25 protein-coding genes are annotated in these 24,389 nt (G+C 68.5%); 15 read left to right on the top strand and 10 right to left on the bottom strand.

All coding sequences use genetic code 11. From position 1 onward, the window contains the following. The first annotated feature begins 24 nt into the window (after positions 1-24). Positions 25-996: a DUF1707 domain-containing protein gene (locus ACVW00_RS17340; RefSeq protein ID WP_457112143.1), complete on the top strand. Its 972-nt coding sequence runs from the start codon at positions 25-27 to the stop codon at positions 994-996. Positions 997-1,004: 8 nt separating this feature from the next. On the opposite strand, the gene ACVW00_RS17335 is transcribed toward ACVW00_RS17340, so the two are convergent. Further along, a complete protein-coding gene (locus tag ACVW00_RS17335; protein ID WP_457112142.1) occupies positions 1,005-1,364 on the bottom strand; it encodes a DsrE family protein in 360 nt (119 codons plus the stop codon). Positions 1,365-1,386: 22 nt separating this feature from the next. On the opposite strand from ACVW00_RS17335, the gene ACVW00_RS17330 reads away from it, so the two are divergent. The 4 genes from ACVW00_RS17330 (at position 1,387) to ACVW00_RS17315 (ending at position 4,665) form a co-directional block, all read left to right on the top strand. Continuing rightward, positions 1,387-1,533, top strand: a complete 147-nt coding sequence (locus ACVW00_RS17330; protein ID WP_457112141.1) for a hypothetical protein — start codon at positions 1,387-1,389, stop codon at positions 1,531-1,533. A gap of 1 nt (position 1,534) precedes the next feature. Beyond that, positions 1,535-2,035: an FABP family protein gene (locus tag ACVW00_RS17325; protein ID WP_457112140.1), complete on the top strand. Its 501-nt coding sequence runs from the start codon at positions 1,535-1,537 to the stop codon at positions 2,033-2,035. A 4-nt stretch (positions 2,036-2,039) separates the two neighbouring features. Continuing rightward, positions 2,040-2,459: a Fur family transcriptional regulator gene (locus ACVW00_RS17320; protein WP_457112139.1), complete on the top strand. Its 420-nt coding sequence runs from the start codon at positions 2,040-2,042 to the stop codon at positions 2,457-2,459. Between the two features lie 127 nt (positions 2,460-2,586). After that, on the top strand, positions 2,587-4,665 hold the full coding sequence (locus ACVW00_RS17315; RefSeq protein ID WP_457112138.1) for a PKD domain-containing protein: 2,079 nt from the start codon (positions 2,587-2,589) through the stop codon (positions 4,663-4,665). A 79-nt stretch (positions 4,666-4,744) separates the two neighbouring features. Here the strand turns inward: ACVW00_RS17315 and ACVW00_RS17310 are convergent, their stop codons facing one another. Further along, positions 4,745-5,824: an acyltransferase family protein gene (locus ACVW00_RS17310; protein ID WP_457112137.1), complete on the bottom strand. Its 1,080-nt coding sequence runs from the start codon at positions 5,822-5,824 to the stop codon at positions 4,745-4,747. 227 nt (positions 5,825-6,051) lie between these two features. Here ACVW00_RS17310 and ygfZ point away from each other — a divergent pair, with 227 nt between their 5' ends. Together ygfZ and manA are read left to right on the top strand one after the other, a co-directional pair. Then, complete coding sequence (gene ygfZ / locus ACVW00_RS17305; RefSeq protein WP_457112136.1) at positions 6,052-7,035, top strand: CAF17-like 4Fe-4S cluster assembly/insertion protein YgfZ; 984 nt, start codon at positions 6,052-6,054, stop codon at positions 7,033-7,035. 62 nt (positions 7,036-7,097) lie between these two features. After that, positions 7,098-8,285, top strand: a complete 1,188-nt coding sequence (gene manA, locus ACVW00_RS17300) for a mannose-6-phosphate isomerase, class I (RefSeq protein ID WP_457112135.1) — start codon at positions 7,098-7,100, stop codon at positions 8,283-8,285. 27 nt (positions 8,286-8,312) lie between these two features. Here the strand turns inward: manA and ACVW00_RS17295 are convergent, their stop codons facing one another. Genes ACVW00_RS17295 through ACVW00_RS17285 form a run of 3 tightly spaced genes read right to left on the bottom strand, consistent with a single transcriptional unit; the run spans position 8,313 to position 10,324 of the window. After that, a complete protein-coding gene (locus ACVW00_RS17295) occupies positions 8,313-9,353 on the bottom strand; it encodes an NAD(P)-dependent alcohol dehydrogenase (protein WP_457112134.1) in 1,041 nt (346 codons plus the stop codon). A gap of 44 nt (positions 9,354-9,397) precedes the next feature. Next, positions 9,398-9,805 carry a (R)-mandelonitrile lyase gene (locus ACVW00_RS17290; protein WP_457112133.1) on the bottom strand — a complete coding sequence of 136 codons (408 nt, stop codon included), beginning with the start codon at positions 9,803-9,805 and terminating at the stop codon, positions 9,398-9,400. Positions 9,806-9,862: 57 nt separating this feature from the next. Next, a complete protein-coding gene (locus ACVW00_RS17285; protein WP_457112132.1) occupies positions 9,863-10,324 on the bottom strand; it encodes a MerR family transcriptional regulator in 462 nt (153 codons plus the stop codon). A 119-nt stretch (positions 10,325-10,443) separates the two neighbouring features. Between ACVW00_RS17285 and ACVW00_RS17280 the strand changes: the two genes are divergently transcribed. From ACVW00_RS17280 to ACVW00_RS17270, 3 genes are all read left to right on the top strand, one after another. Next, positions 10,444-11,391, top strand: a complete 948-nt coding sequence (locus ACVW00_RS17280; RefSeq protein ID WP_457112131.1) for a TIGR03557 family F420-dependent LLM class oxidoreductase — start codon at positions 10,444-10,446, stop codon at positions 11,389-11,391. A 107-nt stretch (positions 11,392-11,498) separates the two neighbouring features. After that, entirely contained in the window at positions 11,499-12,029 is a 531-nt protein-coding gene (locus tag ACVW00_RS17275; protein ID WP_457112130.1) for a hypothetical protein, read from the top strand. A gap of 8 nt (positions 12,030-12,037) precedes the next feature. After that, entirely contained in the window at positions 12,038-12,685 is a 648-nt protein-coding gene (locus ACVW00_RS17270; RefSeq protein WP_457112129.1) for a hypothetical protein, read from the top strand. Between the two features lie 208 nt (positions 12,686-12,893). On the opposite strand, the gene ACVW00_RS17265 is transcribed toward ACVW00_RS17270, so the two are convergent. Next, complete coding sequence (locus ACVW00_RS17265; protein WP_457112128.1) at positions 12,894-14,276, bottom strand: polysaccharide biosynthesis tyrosine autokinase; 1,383 nt, start codon at positions 14,274-14,276, stop codon at positions 12,894-12,896. Positions 14,277-14,465: 189 nt separating this feature from the next. Between ACVW00_RS17265 and ACVW00_RS17260 the strand changes: the two genes are divergently transcribed. From ACVW00_RS17260 to ACVW00_RS17240, 5 genes are all read left to right on the top strand, one after another. Beyond that, a complete protein-coding gene (locus tag ACVW00_RS17260) occupies positions 14,466-14,879 on the top strand; it encodes a hypothetical protein (protein ID WP_457112127.1) in 414 nt (137 codons plus the stop codon). Between the two features lie 28 nt (positions 14,880-14,907). After that, entirely contained in the window at positions 14,908-16,713 is a 1,806-nt protein-coding gene (locus ACVW00_RS17255; RefSeq protein ID WP_457112126.1) for a DUF4012 domain-containing protein, read from the top strand. Between the two features lie 103 nt (positions 16,714-16,816). Next, complete coding sequence (locus ACVW00_RS17250; RefSeq protein ID WP_457112125.1) at positions 16,817-18,637, top strand: polysaccharide biosynthesis protein; 1,821 nt, start codon at positions 16,817-16,819, stop codon at positions 18,635-18,637. A 183-nt stretch (positions 18,638-18,820) separates the two neighbouring features. Then, on the top strand, positions 18,821-19,759 hold the full coding sequence (locus ACVW00_RS17245) for an NAD-dependent epimerase/dehydratase family protein (RefSeq protein WP_457112124.1): 939 nt from the start codon (positions 18,821-18,823) through the stop codon (positions 19,757-19,759). Between the two features lie 426 nt (positions 19,760-20,185). After that, positions 20,186-21,214: a hypothetical protein gene (locus ACVW00_RS17240; protein ID WP_457112123.1), complete on the top strand. Its 1,029-nt coding sequence runs from the start codon at positions 20,186-20,188 to the stop codon at positions 21,212-21,214. Here ACVW00_RS17240 and ACVW00_RS17235 read toward each other — a convergent pair. From ACVW00_RS17235 to ACVW00_RS17220, 4 genes are read right to left on the bottom strand one after another with little or no spacing between them, the layout of a single operon-like run. Continuing rightward, the gene (locus tag ACVW00_RS17235; protein ID WP_457112122.1) at positions 21,157-21,867 is read right to left on the bottom strand and encodes a glycosyltransferase; all 711 of its coding nucleotides are present in this window, start codon (positions 21,865-21,867) and stop codon (positions 21,157-21,159) included. The genes ACVW00_RS17240 and ACVW00_RS17235 overlap by 58 nt on opposite strands. 14 nt (positions 21,868-21,881) lie before the next feature. Next, on the bottom strand, positions 21,882-22,469 hold the full coding sequence (locus tag ACVW00_RS17230) for a DapH/DapD/GlmU-related protein (RefSeq protein ID WP_457112121.1): 588 nt from the start codon (positions 22,467-22,469) through the stop codon (positions 21,882-21,884). Continuing rightward, positions 22,462-23,487, bottom strand: a complete 1,026-nt coding sequence (locus tag ACVW00_RS17225) for a hypothetical protein (protein WP_457112120.1) — start codon at positions 23,485-23,487, stop codon at positions 22,462-22,464. Before ACVW00_RS17225 ends, ACVW00_RS17230 begins: the two co-directional genes overlap by 8 nt. Next, complete coding sequence (locus ACVW00_RS17220) at positions 23,484-24,389, bottom strand: glycosyltransferase family 2 protein (protein ID WP_457112119.1); 906 nt, start codon at positions 24,387-24,389, stop codon at positions 23,484-23,486. Before ACVW00_RS17220 ends, ACVW00_RS17225 begins: the two co-directional genes overlap by 4 nt.

Raw genomic sequence — 24,389 nt, 5'->3', positions numbered from 1 at the left:
GCCGAAAGCACCTACTCTCCAAGCGTGGACGACCCGCAGCGCAAGCCGGGTGACCGCGACCGCAGCGCTCTGGTCGCACGGATCAGGCGCGCCGCGGACCAGGGAAGGATCGCCACCGCAGACCGCGACATCCGGCTCTCGAACGTCGCCTCGGCCCAGAGCATGGCCGAGCTCGACCTGATCGCGCGCGACCTCGACCAGCTCGAGGCCGCACCCGCACCCGTCGTGGCCGGTCCGCCCGCCGGCGGCACGACGCCGACCGCACCCGCGGCTCCGGCGTCCTGGGCTGGCGCGGACCCGGAGGCGGTGGCCGACAAGGTCACCGACCAGGCGAAGACCTTCGCGAAGGGCACCTTGCGCTCGGTCGGCGTGATCGTCGTCCTCGTGGTGGTCGGGCTCGGTCTCGGCGCGTCGGCGCTCCTGGGCGCGCGAGGGTCCGACGCCCCGCCGACCCGTGAGCTGTTCACCCCCGAGCCGATCCCCACCGACGGCGTCACCGACGAGCCGGTCGGCGGCCCCACGGCGACGCCGGGCGGCACCGGCTCGGCGTACGCCCTCACCGCCGTGGGCATCGGGTGGTTCCTCGACGAGTACCGAACCCGGCAGTCGACGACGAAGGTGGTCGACCTCACGCTGTACGACGACTACGTGGTCGTGCAAGTGCCGCAGCCCGGCACGAACCGGCACGCCGGGATGCTCTACCGACCCGCCGGCGGCTGGACCGACTTCGGCGGCATCTCGGCGAACTTCCCCGGATCGAGGCCCGTCGACCTCGACCAGCTCGACGTGCCCGCGCTCGTTCACAACATCGCCCGCGCCCGCAGGACCCTCGGCGTCGAGAGCGTCTCGCAGACCTACGTGGTCATCGACTACCGGCCGCAGTTCGACCCCGCGCCGAACGTCGACATCCACGTCGCCAACGCGTTCGGCGAGTCCGGCTACCTCGCGACCACGCTCGACGGCTCGCTGGAGCGCGCGTTCCCGTACGAGCCCTAGGGCGTGGCTCAGTAGACGAGCGCCTGGACGCCTTCGGCGAGCACATCCTCCGCGAAGGTGGCGGCGCCCGCCACCTGCGCCCGCTCGACCAGGTCGGCCTCGGTGATCCCGCGCCGCGCGGCGCACTGGGAGCACACCACGAGCCGACCCTGCTCGAGGACGAGGTCGCGCGACTCGGCGAGCGACCCGGCGAGCTCGAGGTGGAACTCCTCGGCGCGGCCGGGCACGCCGAACCAGGCGGCCTCGCCGGTCAGCCACAGGGTGACCTGCGCGCCGGACGCGAGCGCCGCGGCCGCGACGGTGAAGGCCTGGTTGCAGCGCTCGGGCTCGTCTGCTCCGGCCGTGCACTTGATCACCAGGCTGCGCATACCCAGACCCTATGCTGACCGCGTGGAGGCGTTCTTCGTGGTGGTGACGGCGTGCGCGCTGCTCGCCGTCGCGGTGTGGGCGCTCGTCGCGATGCGCCACCTCCTCACCTTCACCCATCCTGATGCGAAGCAGCCCGATTCCGCCCAGCGCCGACCCGGAGACGACTGACGTGCCGTTCGAGATCCCGCCGAACATCCACCCCAACTGCGCCCGGCTGGCGTGGCTGATCGGCACCTGGGCAGGCAACGGGCACGGCGAGTACCCCACCATCGAGGACTTCCAGTTCGGCCAGGAGCTGCTCTTCCAGCAGGACGGCCGGCCGTTCATCCACTTCATGAGCCGTTCGTGGATCGTCGACGACCAGGGCAACCACGTGCGCGAGGCAGCGCAGGAGACCGGGTTCATCCGGCCCCAGGAGGACGGGACCCTGGAGGTCGTGGCGGCCCACAACACCGGCTTCGTCGAGATCTGGCACGGTGAGGTGCACCCGGAGCAGCCGCGCTTCGAGATCACCACCGACACCGTCGCGCGCACCGCCACCGCCAAGGAGTACGCAGGCGGCAAGCGGCTGTACGGCTACGTCAACGGCGATCTCCTGTACGCCTTCGACATGGCCGCGATGGGCCAGCCCCTGCAGCCGCACACCCACGCCCAGCTGAAACGGCAGTGAGCCGGTGAACGACTGGCAGGCGCGCCTGCGCGACAGCGGCCACCGGCTCACCCCGCAACGCGAGCTGGTGCTCGCCGCGGTCCAGGCCCTCGGGCACGCGACACCCGACGAGGTCTACGGCGAGGTCCGCCGGCACTCGTCGGCGATCAACCTGTCCACCGTGTACCGCACCCTCGAGCTGCTCGACGAGCTCGGCCTGATCCACCACGCCCACCTGAGCGACCGGGCCCCGACGTACCACTCGACAGCCGGCCACGAGCACTCCCACCTGGTCTGTCGCGGCTGCCGCAAGGTGATCAGCGTCGAGCGCAGCGACATGGAGGCCGCGCTCGGGCCGCTCGCCGCGCGCCACGGGTTCGCCCCCGACTACGGCCACCTGACCGTCTTCGGCACGTGCGAGGACTGCGCCGCCACCCAGCCCTGACTTCCGGCTCCCAATCGGGACAGTCCGGGCACAGGGGTATCTGCGGGTGCCACCGCCACCTCGGTGGGGGTGACACACATCCGCAGGCAGACGCTCGGGAGCGGCCTGCTCGACTCGGAGGTCCCGCATGTCCCAGCCACGCCCGTTCCACCTGCGTCCGTCCCATCCACGCACGTCCCGACCCGGCAAGGCCCTGACCCGTTCGCGCCACCGGCGCGGGACCGGCCTGGTGGCCTGCGTCGCGCTGGCCACCTTCGGACTGGTCGCCGCTCCGTCGGCCGCCTTCGCCGACTCGGGTGCCATCGGCACGTCGCTCACCGGCAGCGGCAACATCGGCTCCCAGACCTACGCGTTCAGCAGCGGTGCTCTGAGCGGCTCCGCCACCTTCTCGGCCGACGGCGCCTGGAACCAGGCCGCCGTGGTCGGAGTCGACTGGGACCCCGACAAGGTCCGACAGGGTCGCAACCTCGACCCGACCGTCCACTACACGCACCCGCTGGGCGGCACGCTGAGCATCAAGTACTCCGTGAACGGCCACCTCGACCTGGACACTCCGCTCGGGTCGGTCGGCCTGGGGCTCGGTGAGTCGATCACCGCCAGTGGTCCCTGCACGCTGCTGACCAGCGGTGCGGCGTACAGCTGCCACCTGGAGAGCGCCAAGGTCGGGATCTTCGACCCCTCCGACTTCGGCTACGGCCTCCCGTACCTGGACATGACGATGATCGCCGACGTGACTGTCACGCCGGACGCGCTGCACACGCTGCGCACCGCGAAGACGCCGAGCCAGGTGCTCGGGACCAGCAACCTCGCTCTGGGCGAGGACGCGCAGGTCGACCCGCTGCTGGTCGGCTGCAAGATCCCCGACGGAGACGCGCTGAGCTACCAGCTCGGTGGGTTCTCCTCCACGCCCGGCCTGCACGTGGAGAGCAAGGTCGGCATCCAGGCCGGCTGGATCGTGCCGGTCGCGCCACCGTTCCCGGGCTACCGCGCCGAGCTGTTCTCCGACACCGTGACGGTGGCGACCAGCAACGCGTCGATGGACCTGACCGGTGCCGGAGGATCGGTGGAGATGGGCGCCATCAAGGCGAACAACATCGCGCCGACGCTCGGCGCGGTCTCGGCACCCGACGGGGTCGAGGGCACCCCGATCCAGTTCGCGACCAGCGCGACCGGACCGTGCGCGGCGGGGGCGACGTACGCCTGGGACTTCGGTGACGGCAGCGGCCCCGGCCACACCGCGACGCCGAAGCACACGTACGCCGACAACGGCGACTACACCGGACAGGTCGTCGTCACCGACGCGACCGGGCTCACCGACACCAGGGACTTCACCGTCCACGTCTCCAACGTGGCGCCGAACGTCACGGTGCTTCCCGCGTCGCCGGTCTCCGTGGCCTGGGGCAAGCCGCTCACGCTCAAGGCGCAGGCGGTCGACCCCGGCTCGGCGGACCAGTCGACGCTGACCTACGACTGGGTGTTCGGCGACGGTGACTCGATCGACGACGGCGGCCCGGCGGAGACGCACTCCTGGGCCACGGTCGGCGACCGCAGCCCGACGGTGAACGTCTGCGACAAGGACGGCTCCTGCACCCTGAGGACCTTCACCGTGCACGTCCGGTCGCACGCCACGACGCTGGCCTACACAGGTCCGCAGGCGGCCGACTTCAGCAGCACCAGCACGCTGACGGCGTCGCTCCAGGACGAGTTCGGCGCGCCGATCAACAACGCGCCGGTCGTGTTCAGCGTCGACAGCACCGTGGTCGGCACGGCGATGACCAACGCGAGTGGACATGCCACGCTCGACCACGTCGTCACCGAGCTGGCCGCCAACCACACCGTGTCGGCGGCGTACGCCGGTTCGACGCTGTTCGACTCCGGGACGACCGGCTCGCTGCCGTTCGTGGTCTCGCCGATGGCGAGCTCGATCAGCTACACCGGCGGCCTCAAGGGTGCCCCGAACAAGGCGACCGCGGTCTCGGCCAAGGTGGTCGACGCACTGGGTCGTCCGCTCGGTGGCTACGTCGTCACCTTCGTCATCGGCAGCCAGTCGGTGACCGCGACCACCAACAGCAGCGGTGTCGCGGCGTCGCAGATCGTGCTCACCCAGAAGCCGGGCTTCTACCCGCTGACGGCCTCGTGGGCCGGTGACTCCGGGAAGTACCTGGCCGCGTCGACCTCGGCGCAGTTCAGCCTCAACAAGAAGTAGTCGACGCACCAGCCGGGCCGGCGGTCGCCAGACCGCCGGCCCGGCTGCGCTTCGGGCACGCGGGCGTCGCCGGCGAGCGTCAGGCGCGCGCCGAGACCGCCCGGAGCTCCGCCTCGCGGTCGTCGCGCCGTCCACGCCACTGCGCGATCGGTCGCTCGATCAGCCACCAGCTCAGGGCGGCGGCGGCCAGGGTCGCGACCAGCGAGATCACCGGAGCCGTCGTGTGGTTGTGGTCGGTCCCCGCCCAGAGGGCGATCGGCAGGTTCCAGAGGTACGCGGCGTACGAGACGGTGCCCAGCCACAGCACCGGCGCCAGCGACTGCGAGGGAATCGTCCGCCACTCCCGGGCCCCGAAGATCAGCAGCACGCTCAGGACGGCGACGAGCGGGCCTCCGAGGTAGTAGCTGATCGGCCAGTTGTCCGGCAGGGGGAGCACCGAGAGGCCGAGGATCGCCGCGAACGCCGTGCCGAGGACCACCCGGCCGGCGTGGGTGCTCACCGACGGCAGCCGGCGCGCTATCCGCGCCTGGTTGAGCTGGGCTGACGCGCCGATCACCAGCGCGATCGCCCAGGAGGTCGGAAGCGGGTAGATCAGGCCCGGAGCGCGAGCAGCGCCGAGCGTGACGAAGACGCCGAGCATGATCACCACCGCCGTGCCGGCAACCAGCCACCGCAGGATCCTCAGGCGCACTCCGATCGACAGCACCAGCGGCCAGGCCAGGTAGAACTGCTCCTCCGTCGCCAGGGTCCACAGGTGCGTGATGCTGAAGAAGCCGGTGTCGACCAGGTTGGCGACGTAGAAGACCGCGACGACGAGTCCCGCCACCAGCGTGCCCCGCTCGTCGCGCGGGTTGATCGTCAGGGTCACCAGTGCCAGCACCGCCAGCATCGCGTAGAGCGCCGGCAGCAGTCGCAGGGCACGGTTGCGGTAGAACCGGCCGTAGCGGATCTTGCCGCCGCGCTCGAGGTCGCCCATCAGGATCGAGGTGATCAGGTAGCCGCTGAGCGTGAAGAAGATCAGCACACCGACGATGCCGGCGCTGCCGAAGACGTCGGTCCACGCGTGGTGCAGCATCACCAGTCCGATCGCGAGCCCGCGCAGCACGTCGAGCCCCTCGATCCGTCTCGGTTCCCGGTGCTTGGGGGACTGCACGGTCACAGGCGTTCTCCGATGGGTGCGTGAGGGTTCAGTCCGGCAGGGGAGGGAGGCGATGCGGGTCGATCCGTCGGATGATCGACCCCGGACACGATAGACGTGATGGATCTGGCACGTACGCATGATCGGCGAACTCCTTCGGCGGGTCACCCGGACGCGCAGGCGCCCGCTCTGCCGTCCCGCCCGGGCGGCGCAGGAATGCCGCCACCGGGCACACTGTTGGAGTGGACATGACCAGCCCCAGCCCGCTCCTGGCCCTCCCTGGTGCCGTGGCGGGCGCCGGCACCGACGCACCCGTCGCGGCGCACTACGGCTCGTTCAACCGCGAGCAGCGGGCGCTCGAGTCCGGCGACGGCTTCGTGGACCTGTCCCACCGGGGCGTCGTACGGGTCAGCGGGCCCGACCGGCTGACCTGGCTGCACTCGCTCACGACCCAGCACCTGACCGAGCTCGAGCCGGGTCGTCCGACCGTCGCGCTGGTGCTCTCGCCGCAGGGCCACGTCGAGCACGCGCTCTACGCCGTCGACGACGGTGAGGCTTTCACCGCGCACGTCGAGCCCGGCGCGGCGCCGGCCCTCGTCGAGTGGCTGGACCGGATGCGCTTCCTCATGCAGGTCGAGGTCGCCGACGTGACCGCGGAGCTGGCGGTCGCGTGGCGCCCGGCTCCGGCCGGCGGCGACGGCGCGGGCGCCGGTCGCTATGACCTGGTCCCGCGCGACCGGCTCGAGGCGTACGCCGAGGCCGCGGGACCGGCAGCCGGACTGTGGGCCTTCGAGGCGCTCCGGATCGCCCGCGGCGAGCCACGCTTCGGCGTCGACACCGACGAGCGGACGATCCCCAACGAGGTCGGCTGGGTGTCGGTCGACGACGCGCCGTGGGCCGCTGTCCACCTGGACAAGGGCTGCTACCGGGGTCAGGAGACTGTCGCACGCGTGCACACACTGGGTCGGCCGCCGCGTCGCCTCACCCTGCTGCACCTGGACGGCACCGCCAACCGGCTGCCCGAGCCCGGCACACCACTGCGGCACGACGGCCGCGACGTCGGCTTCGTCGGCTCGTCGGCCCGCCACCACGAGCTCGGTCCGATCGCGCTCGGGCTGGTCAAGCGCGCCGTACCCGTCGACGCGGTCCTCGACGCCGACGGTCTGCCCGCCGCGCAGGAGGTCGTGGTCGACCCCGAGGTCGGGCTGCACGCGCGGCCGCGGCTCGGGTGAGGCACGGTCAGACCACGGCGGGGAGCCGCCGATCGCCGCGAGGCTCTCGATAGTCTGAGCGGATGCACCGGCTCCGCAACGGCGTCCAGAACTACGACTGGGGATCCGCCGACGCGATCCCGCGGTTCCTCGGCGACAAGGCCACGGAGCGACCCGTGGCGGAGGTCTGGATCGGCACCCATCCGCTCAAGCCGTCGACGGCGATCGCCGGCGACGGTAAGGAGCAGCCGCTGTCGGACGTCGCCGGTGACCTGCCGTTCATGGTGAAGCTGCTGGCTGCGGACCGGCCGCTCTCGCTGCAGGTGCACCCGTCCCGGTCTCTCGCCGAGATCGGCTACGCGCGCGAGGACGAGGAGGGCGTCCCGGTCGACGCCCAGGAGCGCGTCTACAAGGACCGCAACCACAAGCCGGAGATGGTCTACGCGCTGAGCACCTTCGACAGCCTGATCGGCTTCCGTCCGACCGCCGAGATCCTGCGGGTGCTCGGACCGATCGACACACCGCTCGCCCGGCGGCTGGCCGACGACCTGCGCGCCGACCCGGGCTTCGCCGGCATCGTGCGGCGGATCGAGTGGCTGCTGAGCACGCCCGTCGACGCCGGGGAGGTGCACCAGGTCGTCGGTGCGTGCCGTGCGCTGGCGACCCTCGGCATGGACATCAAGCGCGCCTACCGCACGGTGGTCGAGATCGCCGACCACCATCCCGACGACGTCGGCGTGGTGATCTCCCTGATGCTCAACCGGATGACCCTGCAGCCCGGCGAGGCGGCGTACCTCGAGACCGGGGTGATGCATGCGCACCTCAGCGGGCTCTGCCTCGAGGTGATGGCCACCTCCGACAACGTGCTGCGCGCCGGCCTGACCAGCAAGCACGTCGACCCCAAGGGCCTGGTCGCCTGCCTCGACACCGGCATGGCGCGGGTCGCCCGGGTCACCCCGGACTTCGTCGACTTCGACACCGAGGTGTTCTCCCCGGCCGACGTGGAGTTCGCGCTCGCCGTCACCCAGATCTCGCACGCCGCTCCCGACGGTGTGGAGCTGGTCGGCACCGACCACAGCGTGCTGATCTGCACCGGCGGCGAGCTCGTCGTGCGCACGTCCGCCGGCGAGAAGCTCAGCCTCAACCGGGGCGAGTCGCTCTACCTCGGCCCCGACGACCACCACGCCGTGGTCCAGGGACTCGGCGAGGTGGCCCAGGCCTACGTCCCGCAGTCCCGGGCGATCCACTCGCGTCTCGTCGACGTCCTCTGACCGCGCGACGACCCGCGTCGCGGGCCGTCAGGCGAGCGTGGCGGCGTCGATGACGAAGCGGTAGCGCACATCCGAGGCCAGGACGCGCTCGTAGGCCTCGTTGACCTGGTCGGCGGAGATGATCTCGACGTCGGAGCCGATGCCGTGCTCGGCGCAGAAGTCGAGCATCTCCTGGGTCTGCGCGATGCCGCCGATCATCGAGCCGGCCATCGAACGGCGCCCGCCGATCAGGGACATCACGTGCACCGCGAGCGGCTGCGGCGGTGCACCGACGTTGACCAGGGTGCCGTTCACCGCAAGCAGGCCCAGGTAGGCGTTGACGTCGATGCCGGCGCTCACGGTGTTGAGGATCAGGTCGAAGCGGCCGGCGAGCTGCTCGAAGGTGCCCGGGTCGGAGGTCGCGTGGTAGTGGTCCGCTCCGAGCCGGAGGCCGTCCTCCTGCTTCTTCAGCGACTGCGACAGCACGGTGACCTCGGCGCCGAGGGCGTGGGCGATCTTGACGCCCATGTGCCCGAGGCCACCCAGGCCGACGACGGCGACCTTCTTGCCCGGACCGGCGTTCCAGTGGCGCAGCGGCGAGTAGGTGGTGATGCCGGCGCACAGCAGCGGAGCGGCCGCGGCCGGGTCGAGGCCGTCGGGCACGGAGAGCACGAAGGCCGCGTCGACGACGACGTGCGTGGAGTAGCCGCCCTGGGTGGTGGTGCCGTCACGGTCCGTGCCGGCGTACGTGCCGACCATGCCGTTGAGGCAGTACTGCTCGTCGCCGTTGCGGCAGTTCACGCACTCACCGCAGGAGTTGACCATGCAGCCCACGCCGACCCGGTCGCCGACCTGGTGGCGGGTCACCTCGGCACCCACCTCGGCGACGATGCCGACGATCTCGTGGCCCGGTACGACGGGGAACGGCTGCGGCCCCCAGTCGCCACGCACGGTGTGGATGTCGGAGTGGCAGATGCCGGCGTACTCGATCTCGATCAGGACGTCGCGGGGCCCGACCTCGCGGCGCTCGATGGTGGTGGCAGCCAGCGGTTCGCCGGCAGCAGGGGCGGCGCAGGCGTTCACGCGCATGTGGGTGGTTCTCCTTCGTCTCTGGACGTGGTCGTTGCTTGGGTTCAGGTCGCCGGCGGTGCGGCGTACTGGTCGTCGGTGACCGGCTCGAGCCAGTGCACGACGTCGTGGTGGTCGTCGCCCTCGTTGATCGCGAGGTGGACCATGAGCCGGTCCGGTGCCGCGCCGTGCCAGTGCTCCTCGTCGGCCTCGAACAGAACCCGGTCGCCGGGGCGGATCACCTCGACGGGTCCGCCACGGCGCTGGCAGAGCCCGACGCCCTCGGTGACGAACACCGTCTGGCCCAGCGGGTGCCGGTGCCAGTGGGTGCGGGCTCCGGGCATGAAGTGCACCAGGTTGGCCGTCACTCGCGACGGCGCGGGCGCGGCCGCCACGGCGTCGATGTACACGTCGCCGGTGAACCAGTCCGCCGGACCCTTGACGGTCGCGGCGGAGCTTCGGGTGATCTGCATGGTTCTCCTTTCGGGCGCACGGCGGCCGCGGACCCGGTCCGCAGCGCGGCGCTGTCGTCACTGCTTCGGATTGCGCTTCAGGGCGTCCGCCAGCGCGCGTGCCTCCTCGGAGATCGCGTCGGCGCGGGTGGTGTCTCCGGTCTCGACCGCACGCCAGTAGGCGATCTTGACCCGGACGTAGCGCTGGCGCAGCGCGACCAGCTCGGCCTCGACGGCCAGCCGGCGCTCCTGCGCGGCGAGCAGCTCGATCTGCTCCGCCGCCGCCTCGGGGCCGCGGCCACCGTTGGCGACGTACTGGCGCATGTCGCTGACCGACATGCCCGTGGCCGCCAGGCAGGCGACCCACATGAGCTGGTCGAGGTCGTCCTCGCCGTAGACGCGATGCCTGCTGCTCGAGCCGCGGCTGACCGGAGGGATCACTCCGATGGACTCGTAGTAGCGCAGGGTGCTCGCCGGCAGCCCCGTGAGGGCGGCCGCCTCCTTGATCGTGTAGCTGCGCCGGGTCGCTGCTGTCGTCACCCCTACGACGGTAGGAACTTCAAGTACTTGAAGTCAAAAGCCACCCGCGCCGGGCTCGCCCGACGCCGGCATGACCCTCTCGACCGCGGGTATTGGCCAGCTCCACGGAAGGAGAACCCATGGAGATCGGCTACTTCCTGTCCACGGAGGAGTACGGGCCGGAGGCCCTGCTCGAGCAGGCTCGCGCGGCCGAGGCGGCCGGCTTCGAGAGCCTGTGGATCAGTGACCACTTCCACCCGTGGAACGACGAACAGGGCAACAGTCCCTTCGTGTGGACGATGATCGGGGCGATCAGCCAGGTCTGCTCGCTGCCGGTGACCACGGCGGTGACCTGCCCGACGGTCCGGATCCATCCGGCGATCATCGCCCAGGCCGCCGCGACGTGTGGCCAGCTGACGGGAGGCCGGTTCGTGCTCGGGGTGGGCTCCGGCGAGGCGCTCAACGAGCACATCCTCGGGGATCCCTGGCCGACCGCGGACCGGCGCCTCGAGATGCTCGAGGAAGCGGTCGAGCTGATCCGCCTGCTCTGGTCGGGGGAGGTCGTCACGTGGGAGGGCAAGTACTACGAGGTCGACCATGCCCGCATCTACAACCTCCCCGAGGAGCCGCCCGAGATCTACGTGTCGGGGTTCGGCCCGAAGGCGATCGAGCTCGCGGCGCGCATCGGCGACGGCTACCTCAACACCGCACCCGACGCGGAGCAGGTGCGCCAGTTCAAGAGCGCATCGGGCGGCAAGCCGGCCCATGCGGGCGCGAAGGTGGCGTTCGCGCCCACGGCGGAGGAAGGCTGGGAGCACGCCCACCGGCTCTGGCCGAACGCCGGGCTCCCCGGCGAGATGGCCCAGGTCCTGCCGACGCCCGAGCACTTCGAGCAGGCGAGCTCGCTGGTGACGATGGAGTCGACGAAGAGCTCGGTGGTCGCGGGCAACGATCCCGATGCGCACCTCGAGCAGATCGAGACCTACCGCAAGGCGGGGTACGACGCCGTCCACGTGGCCAACATGGGGCCGCACCACCGAGCGATGATCGAGTTCTACGGCGAGCGGGTCCTGCCCTCCCTGCGTTAGCTTCCACTCGCACCTCACTGACCACACCGGCACCGCTGGCGCACATTGCGGTCCATGTCACAAGGACCGCCGCGAATCGGCGGCCGCCATGCGGGCACGGGGACGGCATGAGCAACGACAGAGCAGCAGAGGCCCGTGAAGGATTCTTCGACCGCGTTGCCGGCAAGGCGAAGGAGGTCGCCGGCGCCGTGAGCGGCAAGGACGACCTGGTGGAGGAGGGACGGCTCCAGCAGGCGGAGGCAGACAGGCGGAAGGACGCGTTGACCGGCCAAGCGGTCGCCGACGCGAAGCGTGACCAGGCCACCCAGGAGCTGCGCGAGAGCAGCAGTGAAGCGGCCGAGCAGACCCGTGCTGCCCACGCCGAGGCCGCCCGCGCCGAGTCCGGGATCGAGCAGCAGCGCGAGCGTGAGCACGTGACGGCCGAGCGTGACGCCGCTCGCCAGGAGGCCGTCGGTCGCGAGGCTGCGGACGAGCAGGCCGACCACGTCGCGGCTTCCCGGGTGAGGGAAGCCGAGGCACTCGTTGCCGACGCGGACCGGACCGAGACCACCGCGGTCGCCGAGAGCAGCAACCTGCAGACCGAGGCCGCCGTGGACGACCAGGAGGCCGCGCAGCTGCGCGCGCAGACCGAGAAGTGAGGACCACCATGATCAGCACCGTCATCGCCCTGCCCTACGAGCTGGCGCGCCTTCCGCTCGCCCTCGTCGACGAGAAGCTGTCCGAGAGGCTCTCCGAGACATCGATCCCGCGAGTTGCGCTGGACCGGGCCCTCGGCTCGGCGGACCGGCTGGCCGGCACCGTCCTGGGCAACCCGGAGATCGCCGGGCGCGGCGCTGAGCGGCTCGCGCGTTCCCGCACGCTCGTCACCGCGGCGAAGCTCGAGGGCCGGGCCGCCGGGAAGCGCCAGCAGGCCCGAGAGGTGGTGGAGGCCGGCTTCGAGGAAGCCGCTCGTGAGCGCGACGAGGCGGAGGGTCGCGTGGTCGCCGGGCTCGAGGAGGCCGACTCCGTCGAGGCCCGCGGCAGGCAGCAGGCCAGAGCCGGCGCGCGGAAGACTGCTGCCGGCAAGAAGGCCGCGGCGGACCGGCGGGCGGAGAGCCGCACCCGCACCGTGGAGCAGCGCAAGAAGAATGTCGAGTCGGCAGCCGGAGCACGGAAGAAGGCTGCGCAGCTAAAGGCCGCGAACGAGCTCGACGAGGCCCGCCAGGCAGAGCAGAAGGCGTCCGAGAAGCACGCCGACGCCGAGCGGCTGGGTGACCTCGCAGAGGCCACCAAGGCCCAGCGAACCCAGAATTAGGGCACGTCCGCGCAGCGCCTGCCCTAACCAGTGAGGCGATCTCACCACACGGTGTCGTCGTCGAAGTTCGTGACCCAGAGCGAGCCGAAGGCGACGGCATCGAACCCGCCGTTCGCGGAAGGTGACCCCGGGTAGATCCCGACGGCGCGTTCCGTGCGTGCCCGGAACCGGACGATCCTATCGGTGCTGTGGCCCGTCAGCGGGGTCGCTACACCGAGGCGGCCGGGTGGCCGCCCTCCTTGGGGGCGTAGCCGTATCCGTACCCGTAGCCGTACTTCGCTCCGCGCCTGGTCGGGATCATATTGAAGACGACCCCGAGCGGCGCTGACCCGACGCTCTCCAGACGAGCGACCGCGCTGGCCACTTGGTCCTTCGTCGTCTTCCCGTGCCGGACGACCAGCACGGCGCCGTCGGTCTCCGAGGCGAGCAGCGCACCGTCGGTGACCGGGAGGAGTGGGGGAGAGTCGATCAGGATGACGTCGTAGTCGTGGCGAAGTTTGGCCAGCAGATCGCTCATCGCCTTGGACTGCAGCAACTCCGCTGGGTTGGGTGGGATCGGCCCGGCGGTCATCACTGTCAGCCCGGACGCGGCGTGCTGCTGGAGGACGTCGGCGTAGCCCACGCTGCCCACGAGCACGCTGGTCAGCCCCACATTCTCCTCGAGGCCGAGGAAGTGCGCGACCTGCGGGCGCCGCATGTCGCCGTCGAGGAGCAGCACCCGCTGGCCGGCGCTGGCCAGCGCGATCGCAGCGTTCACCGCGATCGTCGACTTCCCCTCGTTCGGCACCGAACTCGTGACCACGAACGCCTTGCTCGCCTGGTCGACGTCAATGAACGACAGGTTGGTACGCAGGACGCGGTAGGCCTCGGCACGCGGAGCGTGGGGCGACAGCGCGCTGATCAGCGGCTGCTTCTGCACCTCCTGGTCGAAGACCATGCTGCCGAGCACCGGCGTCTCGCCGAGGGCCGGCACGTCCGCGACCCCCTTCACGCTGTTGTCGAGGACCTCGCGCAGGACGGCGAGCCCGAACCCGAGGAGCAGCCCCAGGACGAGCGCGAGCCCGATGTTGCGGACCGGGCGCGGTGACACGGGGCTGTCAGGCAGCCGCGGTGAGTCGACAACGGTCGCCTTGAGCAGCGGCACGTCCTGGCCCGGCGGCGTCTCCAGCTCCGTGACGAACTTCTGCAGCTGCGCCACGACGGCGTCGTTGATCCGCTGAGCCTGGATGGGGCTGGGATCGGTCACGGTGATCTTCAGGACCACCGTGTCCGGTACGACGCTCGCTCTGATCTTGCCGGCCAGCTCCACCGCCGACATGGTCAGGTCGAGGTCGTCGATGACCCGCTGCGAGAGGTCCAGGCCGTTGAGCAGGTCGGCGTACGAGCTGACGCGCTGCTGGGAGAACAGGCCGCCCTGATAGGCGTCGGTGGAGTTGCTCGGTGTCGTGGAGACGAACACCCTGGCCGTCGAGGCATACATCGGCGTGGCCTGGGCCGTCAGCACCGCGGCGACGGCCACGACCGCGAGCACCGCACCGGCGATGAGCAGCCATCGTCGGCGGGCGATGCTGAGGTAGTCACGCAGTTCCACGAGGAGTCCCCTGTCGCGTCGGCCGTGATCCGGGTCGGACCCGGACACGGGGCGACAGCCTAGTTCAGCCAAGGGCGCTGAAGAACCGCGCTGGCTTCGCCGGAGCGGTGACCCTGCCGGTCGCGTGTGTGTAAGGTGCGGGAGGTACGGACACCTGGTCGTGCACCCAAAACAACGGGGAGAAACCTCATGAAGTTGATCTCGGCCGTCATCGCCGCGCTCGCTCTGTCCTTCAGCATGCTGCTCGTACCGACCACGGCCAATGCGACGTCGACCGCCTACCCGGGCTCCGTCACCACCGCCTGTGGCATCTCGGTGCCTGCGCGGTCCCACCACCACCGCATCCGGGTCTCGTTCAGCGTGACGGCCGGCAACGCCGTCCCGACGGGCAACGTGAAGCTGCGCCTGTACAAGAAGCGCGCCGGCGGGTCCTACGTGATCGTCAAGCGCAAGATCGTGCTCTACACCGGCGGTGTGCAGAAGTTCGCCTTCCGCCACCTCGCGAACGGCCGCTACCGCGTGAACGCCCGCTACATGCCGCCCGTCAACTCCGTCTACAAGGGTTGCGTCTCCGCTACCGTGGGCACCCGCCTCCGCGGCTGACCGCAGTCGCGACGCAGTAGCACCCCTAGTGCCACAGCGATACCGCACGCCCCGAGACACCCGCTCAGTCCATTGGGCGCGGTGGCTCGGGGCGATCGGCGCCATCCTCGTCGCGGTCGGCCTCTACGCGGCCTGGTCCGTCCTCGGGGTGCGCTCCGACCTGCAGGCCGCGCGGGTGGAGGCACCAAGGCTCAAGAAGGCACTGCTGGCCGACGACCAGCGCGGCGCCCAGGCGTCGCTGACACGGTTGCAGCACCGGCTGTCGCGAGCCCATGGACGCACCGACGGACCGCTCTGGTCGATCGGCGCAGCCCTGCCGGTCTGGGGTGACGACGTCGACGCCGTGCGCACCGTGGCCGCTGTCGGCGACGACCTTGCCTCAGGCACCTTGGCCGAGCTGGTCGAGGAATCCGACTCCGACGTGCGCGCGAAGCTGATCCCTCGCCAAGGACGGGTCGACCTCGGTGCGATCACAAAGCTGCAGCCGCAGCTGGCCCGTGCCCATCGCAACCTGAACGACGCCGTGGACCGCACCCGTGCCGTCACGTCCTCACACCTGCATGCCTGGGTGCGTGAGGGCGTGCTCAGCCTGGCCGAGCAGATCGAGCAGGCCGACTCCGCGCTCACGGCCGCAGACCGGACGGCCCAGGTGCTCCCCAGCATGCTGGGCGCGGACGGCCCACGGACTTACCTCTTGATGTTCGACAACAACGCCGAGATCCGCGCGACCGGCGGACTGCCGGGGGCGTACGCCGTCCTGCGCGCGGACCGGGGCAAGCTCGCTCTGGTCCAGCAGGGCACCGCCGTCGACGTGGGGCAGTTCGACCAGCCGGTGCTACCTCAGTCGCCGGCCGAGCACGCGCTCTACGACACCCAGCTCGCGGAATTCTTCCAGGACACCAACTTCACCCCTGAGTTCCCACGCACGGCCGCGCTCGTCCGCCAGATGTGGCAGCTCCGGCACGGCCAGCAGCTCGACGGGGTGATCAGCGTCGACGCGGTGACGCTCTCCTACCTCTTGCGCGCGACCGGCCCGGTGCAGGCTCCCGGCGGCGTGACGCTGACCAGCGACAACGCGACCAGCGAGCTCCTCAACCAGGTCTACTTCCGGATCCCGGACAACGAGGGCCAGGACGCGTTCTTCCGCACTGTCGCGAGGGACGTGTTCGACAAGGTCACCGCGGGTGTCGAGTCGCCCGAGACACTGATCGGGGCGCTGGCCCAGGGCGCGAGCGAGGGCCGGATCTACGTGCACTCCTTCGACACCGACGTGCAGGACGTCCTCGCCGGCACCAACGTCGCCGGCGACCTCGAGGCGCACGACCCGCGGGTGCCGCAGCTGGGCATCTACCTCAACGACGCCACCGGCTCGAAGATGTCCTACTACCTGCGCAGCATGCCGCGTGTGGTGTCCGAGAGCTGCGCCGGTGGCCAGCAGCAGTTCGCGGCGTACGTGGACCTGACCTTCACGGCGCACAGCCCGCCGGCCGACCAGCTGCCGGTGTTCATCACGGGCCCGGGCGACTTCGGCACGCCGAAGGGCCAACAGCTCGTGCTGGTGCGCCTCTACGGGCCGAAGGGCGGCGAGCTGAGCAAACTGAGCGTGGCCGGCGAGCCGACCCAGGCCGACGTCGTAGACGATCGTGGCCGGCCGGTCGCCAGCACCGTCGTACTGCTCAGCCGCGGTGACACCGTGCGGGTCAGCTGGCGGATCAGGTCAGCGCAGGGCCAGGACCGTCCGGCCCGGCTCAGCGTGACGCCGGGCATCACCGCCCGCCCGGCGGTCACCCGGGTCGGCGACACCTGCACGAGCAGCGGGTCAGGTCGCTCATGACCCGGACCAACTTGTTCACCGGCGTTCTCCTGGCTTGTTACTGTGCTCGGGTCCGTCCAAGGCGCATCCACTGCGGCGGCAATGTTTCGGGGGAAGTGATCATGTGCTGAGGACGTCGTCGAGGACCGTGGTGCTGGCCGGCCTCGACCTCGGGGCCTGGACGGCGGCCTTCCTGGGCACGGGCTGGCTGCAGGAGTTCGCGGAGGGCGTGCGTCCCTTCCCGCTGGTGAACTCGTTGCTGCTGGGCCTGCTCTGCGGCGCGCTGTTCGTCGTCGTCGGCCTGAGCGTCCACCTGCACCAGGGCCGCGCCGCCGCCGGCAGCTTCGAGGACGTCGTCCTGGTGGGCACCGTGGCGGCCGTTGTCGGCGTGACGGAGCTGGTCGTCAACCTGGCCGCGGGCCAGTTCGTGACGCGCACCGCCCTCGTCCTGTCGCCGGTCGTTGCGCTCACCCTCATGCTGTGGGCTCGGATGGCCTATCGGGTGCTGCGCGACAGGCGACGGACGGGCTTCGAGACGCGGAGCCAGACCCGCGCAGTGATCGTCGGCGCCGGCGACACGGCGCAGCGCCTCGTCCGCTTCCTCCAGGGCGAGGCCGACGCCCCGTGGGTGCCGGTCGCGATGCTCGAGGACGACGGACGCAAGCGTCATCGCCGCTTCCATGGAGTCGCGGTGCACGGGGGCACGCAAGACCTGGCGGCGGTGGCCGAGCGGTTCGAGGCGACGACTGCGATCATTGCGATCTCCTCGGCCGACTCCGACCTCATCCGGGACCTGCACGACCAGGCCCAGCGGGCGGGCCTCGAGCTCAAGGTGGTGCCCACCGCCGCGGACATGCTCACCCCTCACCAGGTGTCGCTGTCCGACGTCCGCGACCTCGAGCTCACCGACCTGCTGGGTCGACACCAGATCGACACGGACATCGAGTCGATCGCCGGCTACCTGACCGGCAAGCGCGTGCTGGTGACGGGAGCCGGTGGCTCAATCGGCTCCGAGCTCTGCCGGCAGATCGCCCGCTTCGGGCCCGCCGAGCTGATCATGCTGGACCGTGACGAGTCCGCGCTCCACGCCGTGCAGCTGTCGATCTACGGCCGCGCCATGCTCGACGGCGACGACGTAGTGCTCGCCGACATCCGCGACTCGCTCTACATCGACACCCTATTCGAGGCCCGCTGTCCGCAGGTCGTCTTCCATGCCGCCGCACTGAAGCACCTGCCGATGCTCGAGCAGTATCCGGGGGAGGCGATCAAGACCAACGTCTGGGGCACGCTGAGCATCCTTGAGGCGGCGAAGGCCCACCACGTCGAGCGCTTCGTGAACATCTCCACCGACAAGGCCGCCAACCCGTGCAGCGTGCTCGGCTACTCGAAGCGGCTGGCCGAGGGTCTCACCGCGGCGATCGCCGAGGAGGCGGAAGGCACCTACCTCTCCGTCCGTTTCGGAAACGTGCTGGGCAGCCGCGGATCCGTTCTCGACGCGTTCACGGCCCAGATCGCCGCCGGCGGGCCGGTGACGGTGACCCACCCCGAGGTCACCCGCTACTTCATGACTGTCCAGGAGGCCGTGCAGCTGATGATCCAGGCAGCCGCGATCGGTCGCGACGGCGAGGCGCTCGTCCTGGACATGGGCGAGCCAGTGTCGATCGACGCGGTGGCGCGCCAGTTGATCGAGCTGTCCGGCAAGCGGGTCGAGATCGTCTACACAGGACTGCGCGAGGGCGAGAAGATGCACGAGGTCCGACTGGGAGAGGGCGAACAGGATCAGCGTCCAGTTCACCCGCGGGTGTCGCATACCCAGGTGCCAGCCTTCGATCCGCTGGAGGCGCGTGAGATGGATCCGTGGGACCACGGTGAATTGGCGGCCAAGTCCCTCAAGGCCTGCGCGACGCAACTCGGGGCGTCCTCGCCGTTGGCCGGCGGTGCCTGACATGAGCCTCTGCCTGACATCCGAGCACTGTCGAGGTCTAGGGGCGATGGAGCCAGAACGCCGGGGTCCGGGTCATCTCGCGCTATAGCGTGGATCCAAGGCCCACCACGATGCTCTTCTTCTCGACCCTGGCTGGTGCGTGCCTCGTCTTGCCGCGCGTGCTCAGCCGAGCTGAGGAGAACTATGCCTGAACAATTGGCGGTCGCCCTGGTGGGAAGCTCGGGCTTCGTAGGTTCGGCCGTGCGAGAGGCGCTCAAGTCCGCCGACGTTGACGTGCGAGAGGTACGTGCGCCCCGATTGACTGTTCGGCCAGGCGGGTTGGCCCAGGTCAATCAAGCCTTGAGTCGACAACCGGCCGTCGTCGAGGACCTCGCTCGGTCCCTTCACGGCGTCGACGTCGTCGTGAATGCGGCCGGGATCTCGGACGCGAGCGCCCATTTCGAGGAGGCGATGTTCGGAGCCAACGCGGTTCTGCCGCGGATGATTCGGGAGGCAGCCGTTGCGGCGGACGTCGACCGGTTCGTGCAGGTTTCTTCATCCGCGGTGCAAGGCCGGCGCCCTCTCCTCGACGAGACCGCTGACGTCCGTCCCTTCAGCCCCTACAGTCGCGCGAAGGCGCTGGGGGAGAAGGTCCTCGAGGGCTGTCCCGAGACAGTTCTGTTTCGCCCGACCTCGGTGCATGGAGCTGGTCGTCATGTCACGCGCACGATCGGTCGTCTCGCCCGTTCCCCGTGGGCTAGCGTGGCTGGTGACGGGTCGGCCGCCACTCCGCAAGTCCTGGTTCAGAACGTGGCGTCGGCCGTGGCCTTCCTCTGCAAGTACGACGGTGCGCTCCCGCAGGTTGTCCTCCAGCCGTCCGAGGGCATGACGACGATGTCCGTGCTCACGATCCTTGGTGGGAAGGTCCCGGCACGGATACCGAGTCCGGTGGCAAGAGCATCATTGGCTCTCGGGCGCGCGGCATCGCTGCCTTCCGCGAGAATGCGAGCCGACGTCCGCCGCCTTGAAATGCTCTGGTTCGGACAAGCACAGGTGTCAGGGTGGTTGCTCGACCAGGGCTGGCGCCCGCCGCTGGGACTGGACGGGTGGCGTGAGCTGGCAACGATCATCAACGGATCCTGACACTACGTTCGTTGGTTGCGCGGCTCGAGGGGTCCGCGCGAACAAGGCAGTGGTGAGTGCTCGTTCTGCGGGGACGGGGTTGCGAAACGGGCGGCATCCCGCGATATTGACACGTGCCACCGCGGGAGACGTTGCGAGAGGAAATCGGACATCAAGCAAGACTTGCTGCGCCACCCGCCGCGGGCGGGAAGGGCCAGTCTTCTCCTCAATCCCCTGCTTCTCTACGCTTCCATCTGCGCGACGATCCTTCTGCTCTACGTGTTCTCGTGGTCCGCCCTCTACGCCCCTCTGGACAGGACGTTGACGGCGTTCTTGGTCGCGAGCATTTCCGTTTCCGCCGGGGCGGGAGCTTTGCTTCAAGGGCGAATCGACACGCTGTGTCCGCCTCGTTCAACGCCCGAGACCGTCGTACGATCCAATTGGGCCGTGACGTGGGCGATCGTGGCGAGCTTCTTGGTGCAGTTCCTCGCAGTGGGCCAGGTACCGTTCGTCGATGTCGTGCTCAGAGGTTCGACATTCGAATACGGCAATTTTCCCCAGCTCCCCGTCGTCGGCGTGCTGCTGACGACGTTCGCGATGTTCTACGCGACGGTCGTGGCCTATCGATTCGCATTGGCCCGCGGCAAGGCGATACGTCTTGCCTTCGCAGCTCAGTTTGTTGCCATAGAGCTGATGTTCCTGCTCCTCCTCAGCCGTGGAGCGATGATCCTGTCGTTCCTCGCAGCGGGAATCATCGTGGGTAGTTGCGTTACGTTTTCACTCCCCCGAATCATCCGGGGAGTTTTCTTAGCAATCTTGGTCGCATACGCATTCGGTGGGGTGGGAAATCTGCGTGAAGGGGACAAGTTCTCTGATAACGAGCATATTGTGCGGCTCGCTCATCTCACCAGCGAGTACCCGGACTGGATGCCGCATCAGTTTGTCTGGACGTACATGTATGCAGTTTCCCCGCTCGGCAATTTGAACTACGCAGTGACATATCAATCGCCGCTCAACGATCTCGGATCGACGGTCGTGAACTTGATTCCAGACTTTGCGACGAAGCGCCTGTTTCCCGATTTCAACCCGCAGACTCCCGACGTGGCCAGCTACTTCAACGTTTCCACGGGTTTCGCTTCAGCCTGGAAATTCAACGGTTTCCTGGGCCTCTGGATCACGTTCTTCGCGCTACTCGCACTCGTGACGGTTGCCGCGATGGCCTCGAAGGGCGACTGGGTCCGCGTTGCGTTGGCCCTCGGCGGCAGCATGGTCGCCTTCATGTTCTTCCACAACACGCTGAGCTACTCCGGAGTGTCGTTCGCGCTGGCCTACCCGGTGCTAGGCACTCTCATGGGGATCCCAGCACTTGGGCGAGGTCGCGTTGTCACCGATACCAACGTCCCTGACACCTCTGCGCTTCACCGACCACCACGGCCACGTCGCGCGCGGCGTCGCGCGAGACAGATCAGGGTGTAGAACCGAACGGCAACCTTGTGACGCAGCCCATTGTCGCTGCGGTACCCGCCGGTCGAGGCCGTGGCGCCATGACGTCTGTACAGCATGAGTGGTTCCCTGACGCGTCCCACATCGAAGAACGCCTCGCCCAAGGTCGCGATCCAGTAGTCGTACTCGCACAAGTGGGAACGCCGTGGAAACGGTAGAGCCGCTGCGAGGACATTGCGATGCATGGCCATCGCAGCGCCGATGTACCGGGTCTTCCAGAGATTGTGAACGAATCCTCCGCGAACGTTGTGCTCACGAAAGTGAGACTCGGCGATCGTGTTGAGTTCGCCATCGACCACGTGCACGTCGTGAACAATCAGATCGTGTCGCTGCAGCGCCTCCAGCGATACAGCTACTTTCCCCGGCAGCCAGACATCATCTTGGTCGGCGATGAATATCACATCACCGGTGGCGGACGCGAGAGCGCGTTCGAAGTTCCTGCTGTATCCCAGCGTGTGTTCGTTCCGTCGAATGGAGACCCTCGGATCCCCCACGCCTTCTAAGATTTCCATCGTCTGATCCGACGAACAATCGTCGACGACGATCACTTCGTCAGAGGGCCCAATTTGGGGAAGAATGGATGCGAGCTGTTCTGCAACGAAATCTGCGCCCTGGAAGGTGGCCATGCAGACCGATATCTTCACCCGACTGGCTCCCAGGCACCCGTTGCGTCGTCCCACCGCTTGGCCAGTCGTGCGGGCACGCCTGCAATCATTGATCCGGCGGGGAAATCTGTGGAGACCACCGCATTGGCGTTCACGATGCAGCCGTCGCCCAGGGTGACCCCTGGCAGGATGCAGACGTTTTCACCTATCCAGACGTTGTCACCGATCGAGACCGGGCGATAGGTGAGCACGCGATCGTGAGGGCTGCTATCGGCTCGCGACTGGTTCGGCCCGCGATACTCACCATGGCTTGTGTCCGAGATGAAGACCTTGGACGCCATCAAGCAGCTGTGGCCGATGTCGACGCGCCTGCCCGCGACGACATGGACGTTGTCGCCCATCCGACAATCTCTGCCGATTGTCAACGTCGTCCCGGTGCTGTCGTCTCCGCCGACATCGAAGCGGCAGGAGTAGCCGGTGGTGAGTCCCGGATGGATCTCGGCGTAACGCAGTCCCCGAAAGTAGACCGGCCGCCGCACCAGTCGTGCGCCGCGGAAACGTAGTTTCGTGAGAACCAGCGCGTAAACGACCTTCGCCTGCTCTCCCAGAGAGTACCTATTCATCGATCGACTCCGGGTCAATGATGGTCGCCACCCAGTGGTCGATTCCCAGTGCCTCATATTTACGCTCCTCGAGCGGTGTCATCGGCGCCTCGAGGAATTCACGGACCGATGCGACGTCCAGATCTGCCGGGTCGATGACAAGGATGCGACTGGGATCGTAGAAGGCATATTCCTCTACCTCCTGGTTGGTGGTGATCAGCTTCTTGCGTGCTCCTAGTGTTTCGATCGTCCGGATGGTCAGGCCTGTCTGCGCCGAATGATTGATGTCGAGCACGGCGCACGACTGGCGCAGTAGCTCCAGGTATGCGCGGGCGTTCATCGGACGAGTCCGAAAATCCCTGAGTCGAGCGCCCTTGAACACAGGCTCGTAGAGGCGGTTGTAGGCAAGTTGCAACGGGTCTAGGTACAGGTACGAGAACACGCGGAGGCCATCAGCCCTGAGCTCGGGAAGCATTCTCTTCATGATTGCGTATCGATTCGCGTGTGCCGTGCAGACGGTGATCAGATCGTACGTGGGGTCCGTGACCGGCTGTTCTGCCAAGGACTTGTAGTCGTGCGAGTAGAACAACGGCAGTAGCTCGAACCGGGGATGCTTCATTGCGTCTCGACGATCGAACGTGTAACGCCGGTCGAAAAGGGGTGCGAAGTCGAGCACGTGAGGGTAGAGCTCGATCGCGTCCCACAGGTACAGAACTGCCTGGGCTTGAGGCTGACGATCCCGCAAGGTCTGCACGAATGCCTCTGTAAGAGCCTTGCCGTTGAGCACGAAGATCAAGTCGTACTGCCGCTGGCCAGTGCGCTTCAGAATCTGATCCAGATGATGTCGCACCACGAGTTGCATTGCCGACGGGCGCACCTTGATGGCGCCCTTGATCACGGACTTGTCACTGGGTCGATCGTCGTAGTGGTCCACGACGTACCCGCGTGCTTCGAAGGCCGCGATGATCTGCCGGAAGTAGCCGAAAAAGGGTGTGCCGATGAAGAGCACCCGACGCCCGGTCATTTCACCCGCGTTCACTGTTGCGTTCTCCGAGGTCGTCTGCCCCCGCGCCCCATGATCCCGTCTCTGAGACCGGCCACGACGGCTGCCAGCTTGTGCACCTTGTCCTTCTCGAAGGCAAGGATCTTCAGTGGTGCCACGACGAGGGACACCACTGTCCGCAGAGCCCATGGAGTGTCAATGAGAGCAATCCGGCTCCGAAGAATGAGGACGAAGTTCCGGTACTTGTAGTACTGACGATCCGCCGCGTGGTGACTCGCGCGGATTGTCAGGGTCCCGAAGTGGTGCTCAGACATCGAGCCGACGGAGTGACGCATTCGCGCCTTGGGCTCCAGGGCGATCGAGTAGCCGGCTCGACGCAGTCGGAGACAGATGTCATGGTCCACATGATCGATGAAGAGCTCTTCGCGATATCCGCCGACGGCCTTGAGAGCCGTTCGGCGTGTGAGGGCGCCGGACGTCATGGCGAGTGGGACTCGGTGCGCGGAGATCTCTGCGATACGACCCTGCAGGACATTTCCGGAGCGGTCATCGAATATGCACGGGGCCACGATGGCTACCGATTCGTCGGCAACTGCCTCCGAGCTGAGCAGCTGATGAACGAAGCCAGGCTCTATGACGCTGTCCTGGTCAAACGTCAACAGCCAGTCGCTCGGGGCTGCGAGTCGCTCCCCTGCGGAAAGGGCCCCTGCAATCCCCGTGTTCTCGCCGAGGAACGCGACCGTTGCTCCCATCTCAGTGCACGCATCCAGATCGGTCAGCCCACTGGATGACCCGTTGTCGACGACCGACACCGGCAATCCGTCGTGGCGAAGCGTCTCGACGAGCGAAGCCAGCTTCGGCCCCGGGTTGAAGCTGACGACAAGTGCGTGGACCTGGCGCGGCGGTTCGCCCGGAGATGACGCTGCAGGGTCGTGCAT

The sequence above is a fragment of the Marmoricola sp. URHA0025 HA25 genome, assembly GCF_054059435.1.
This window is presented reverse-complemented; position numbering and strand designations above follow the sequence as displayed.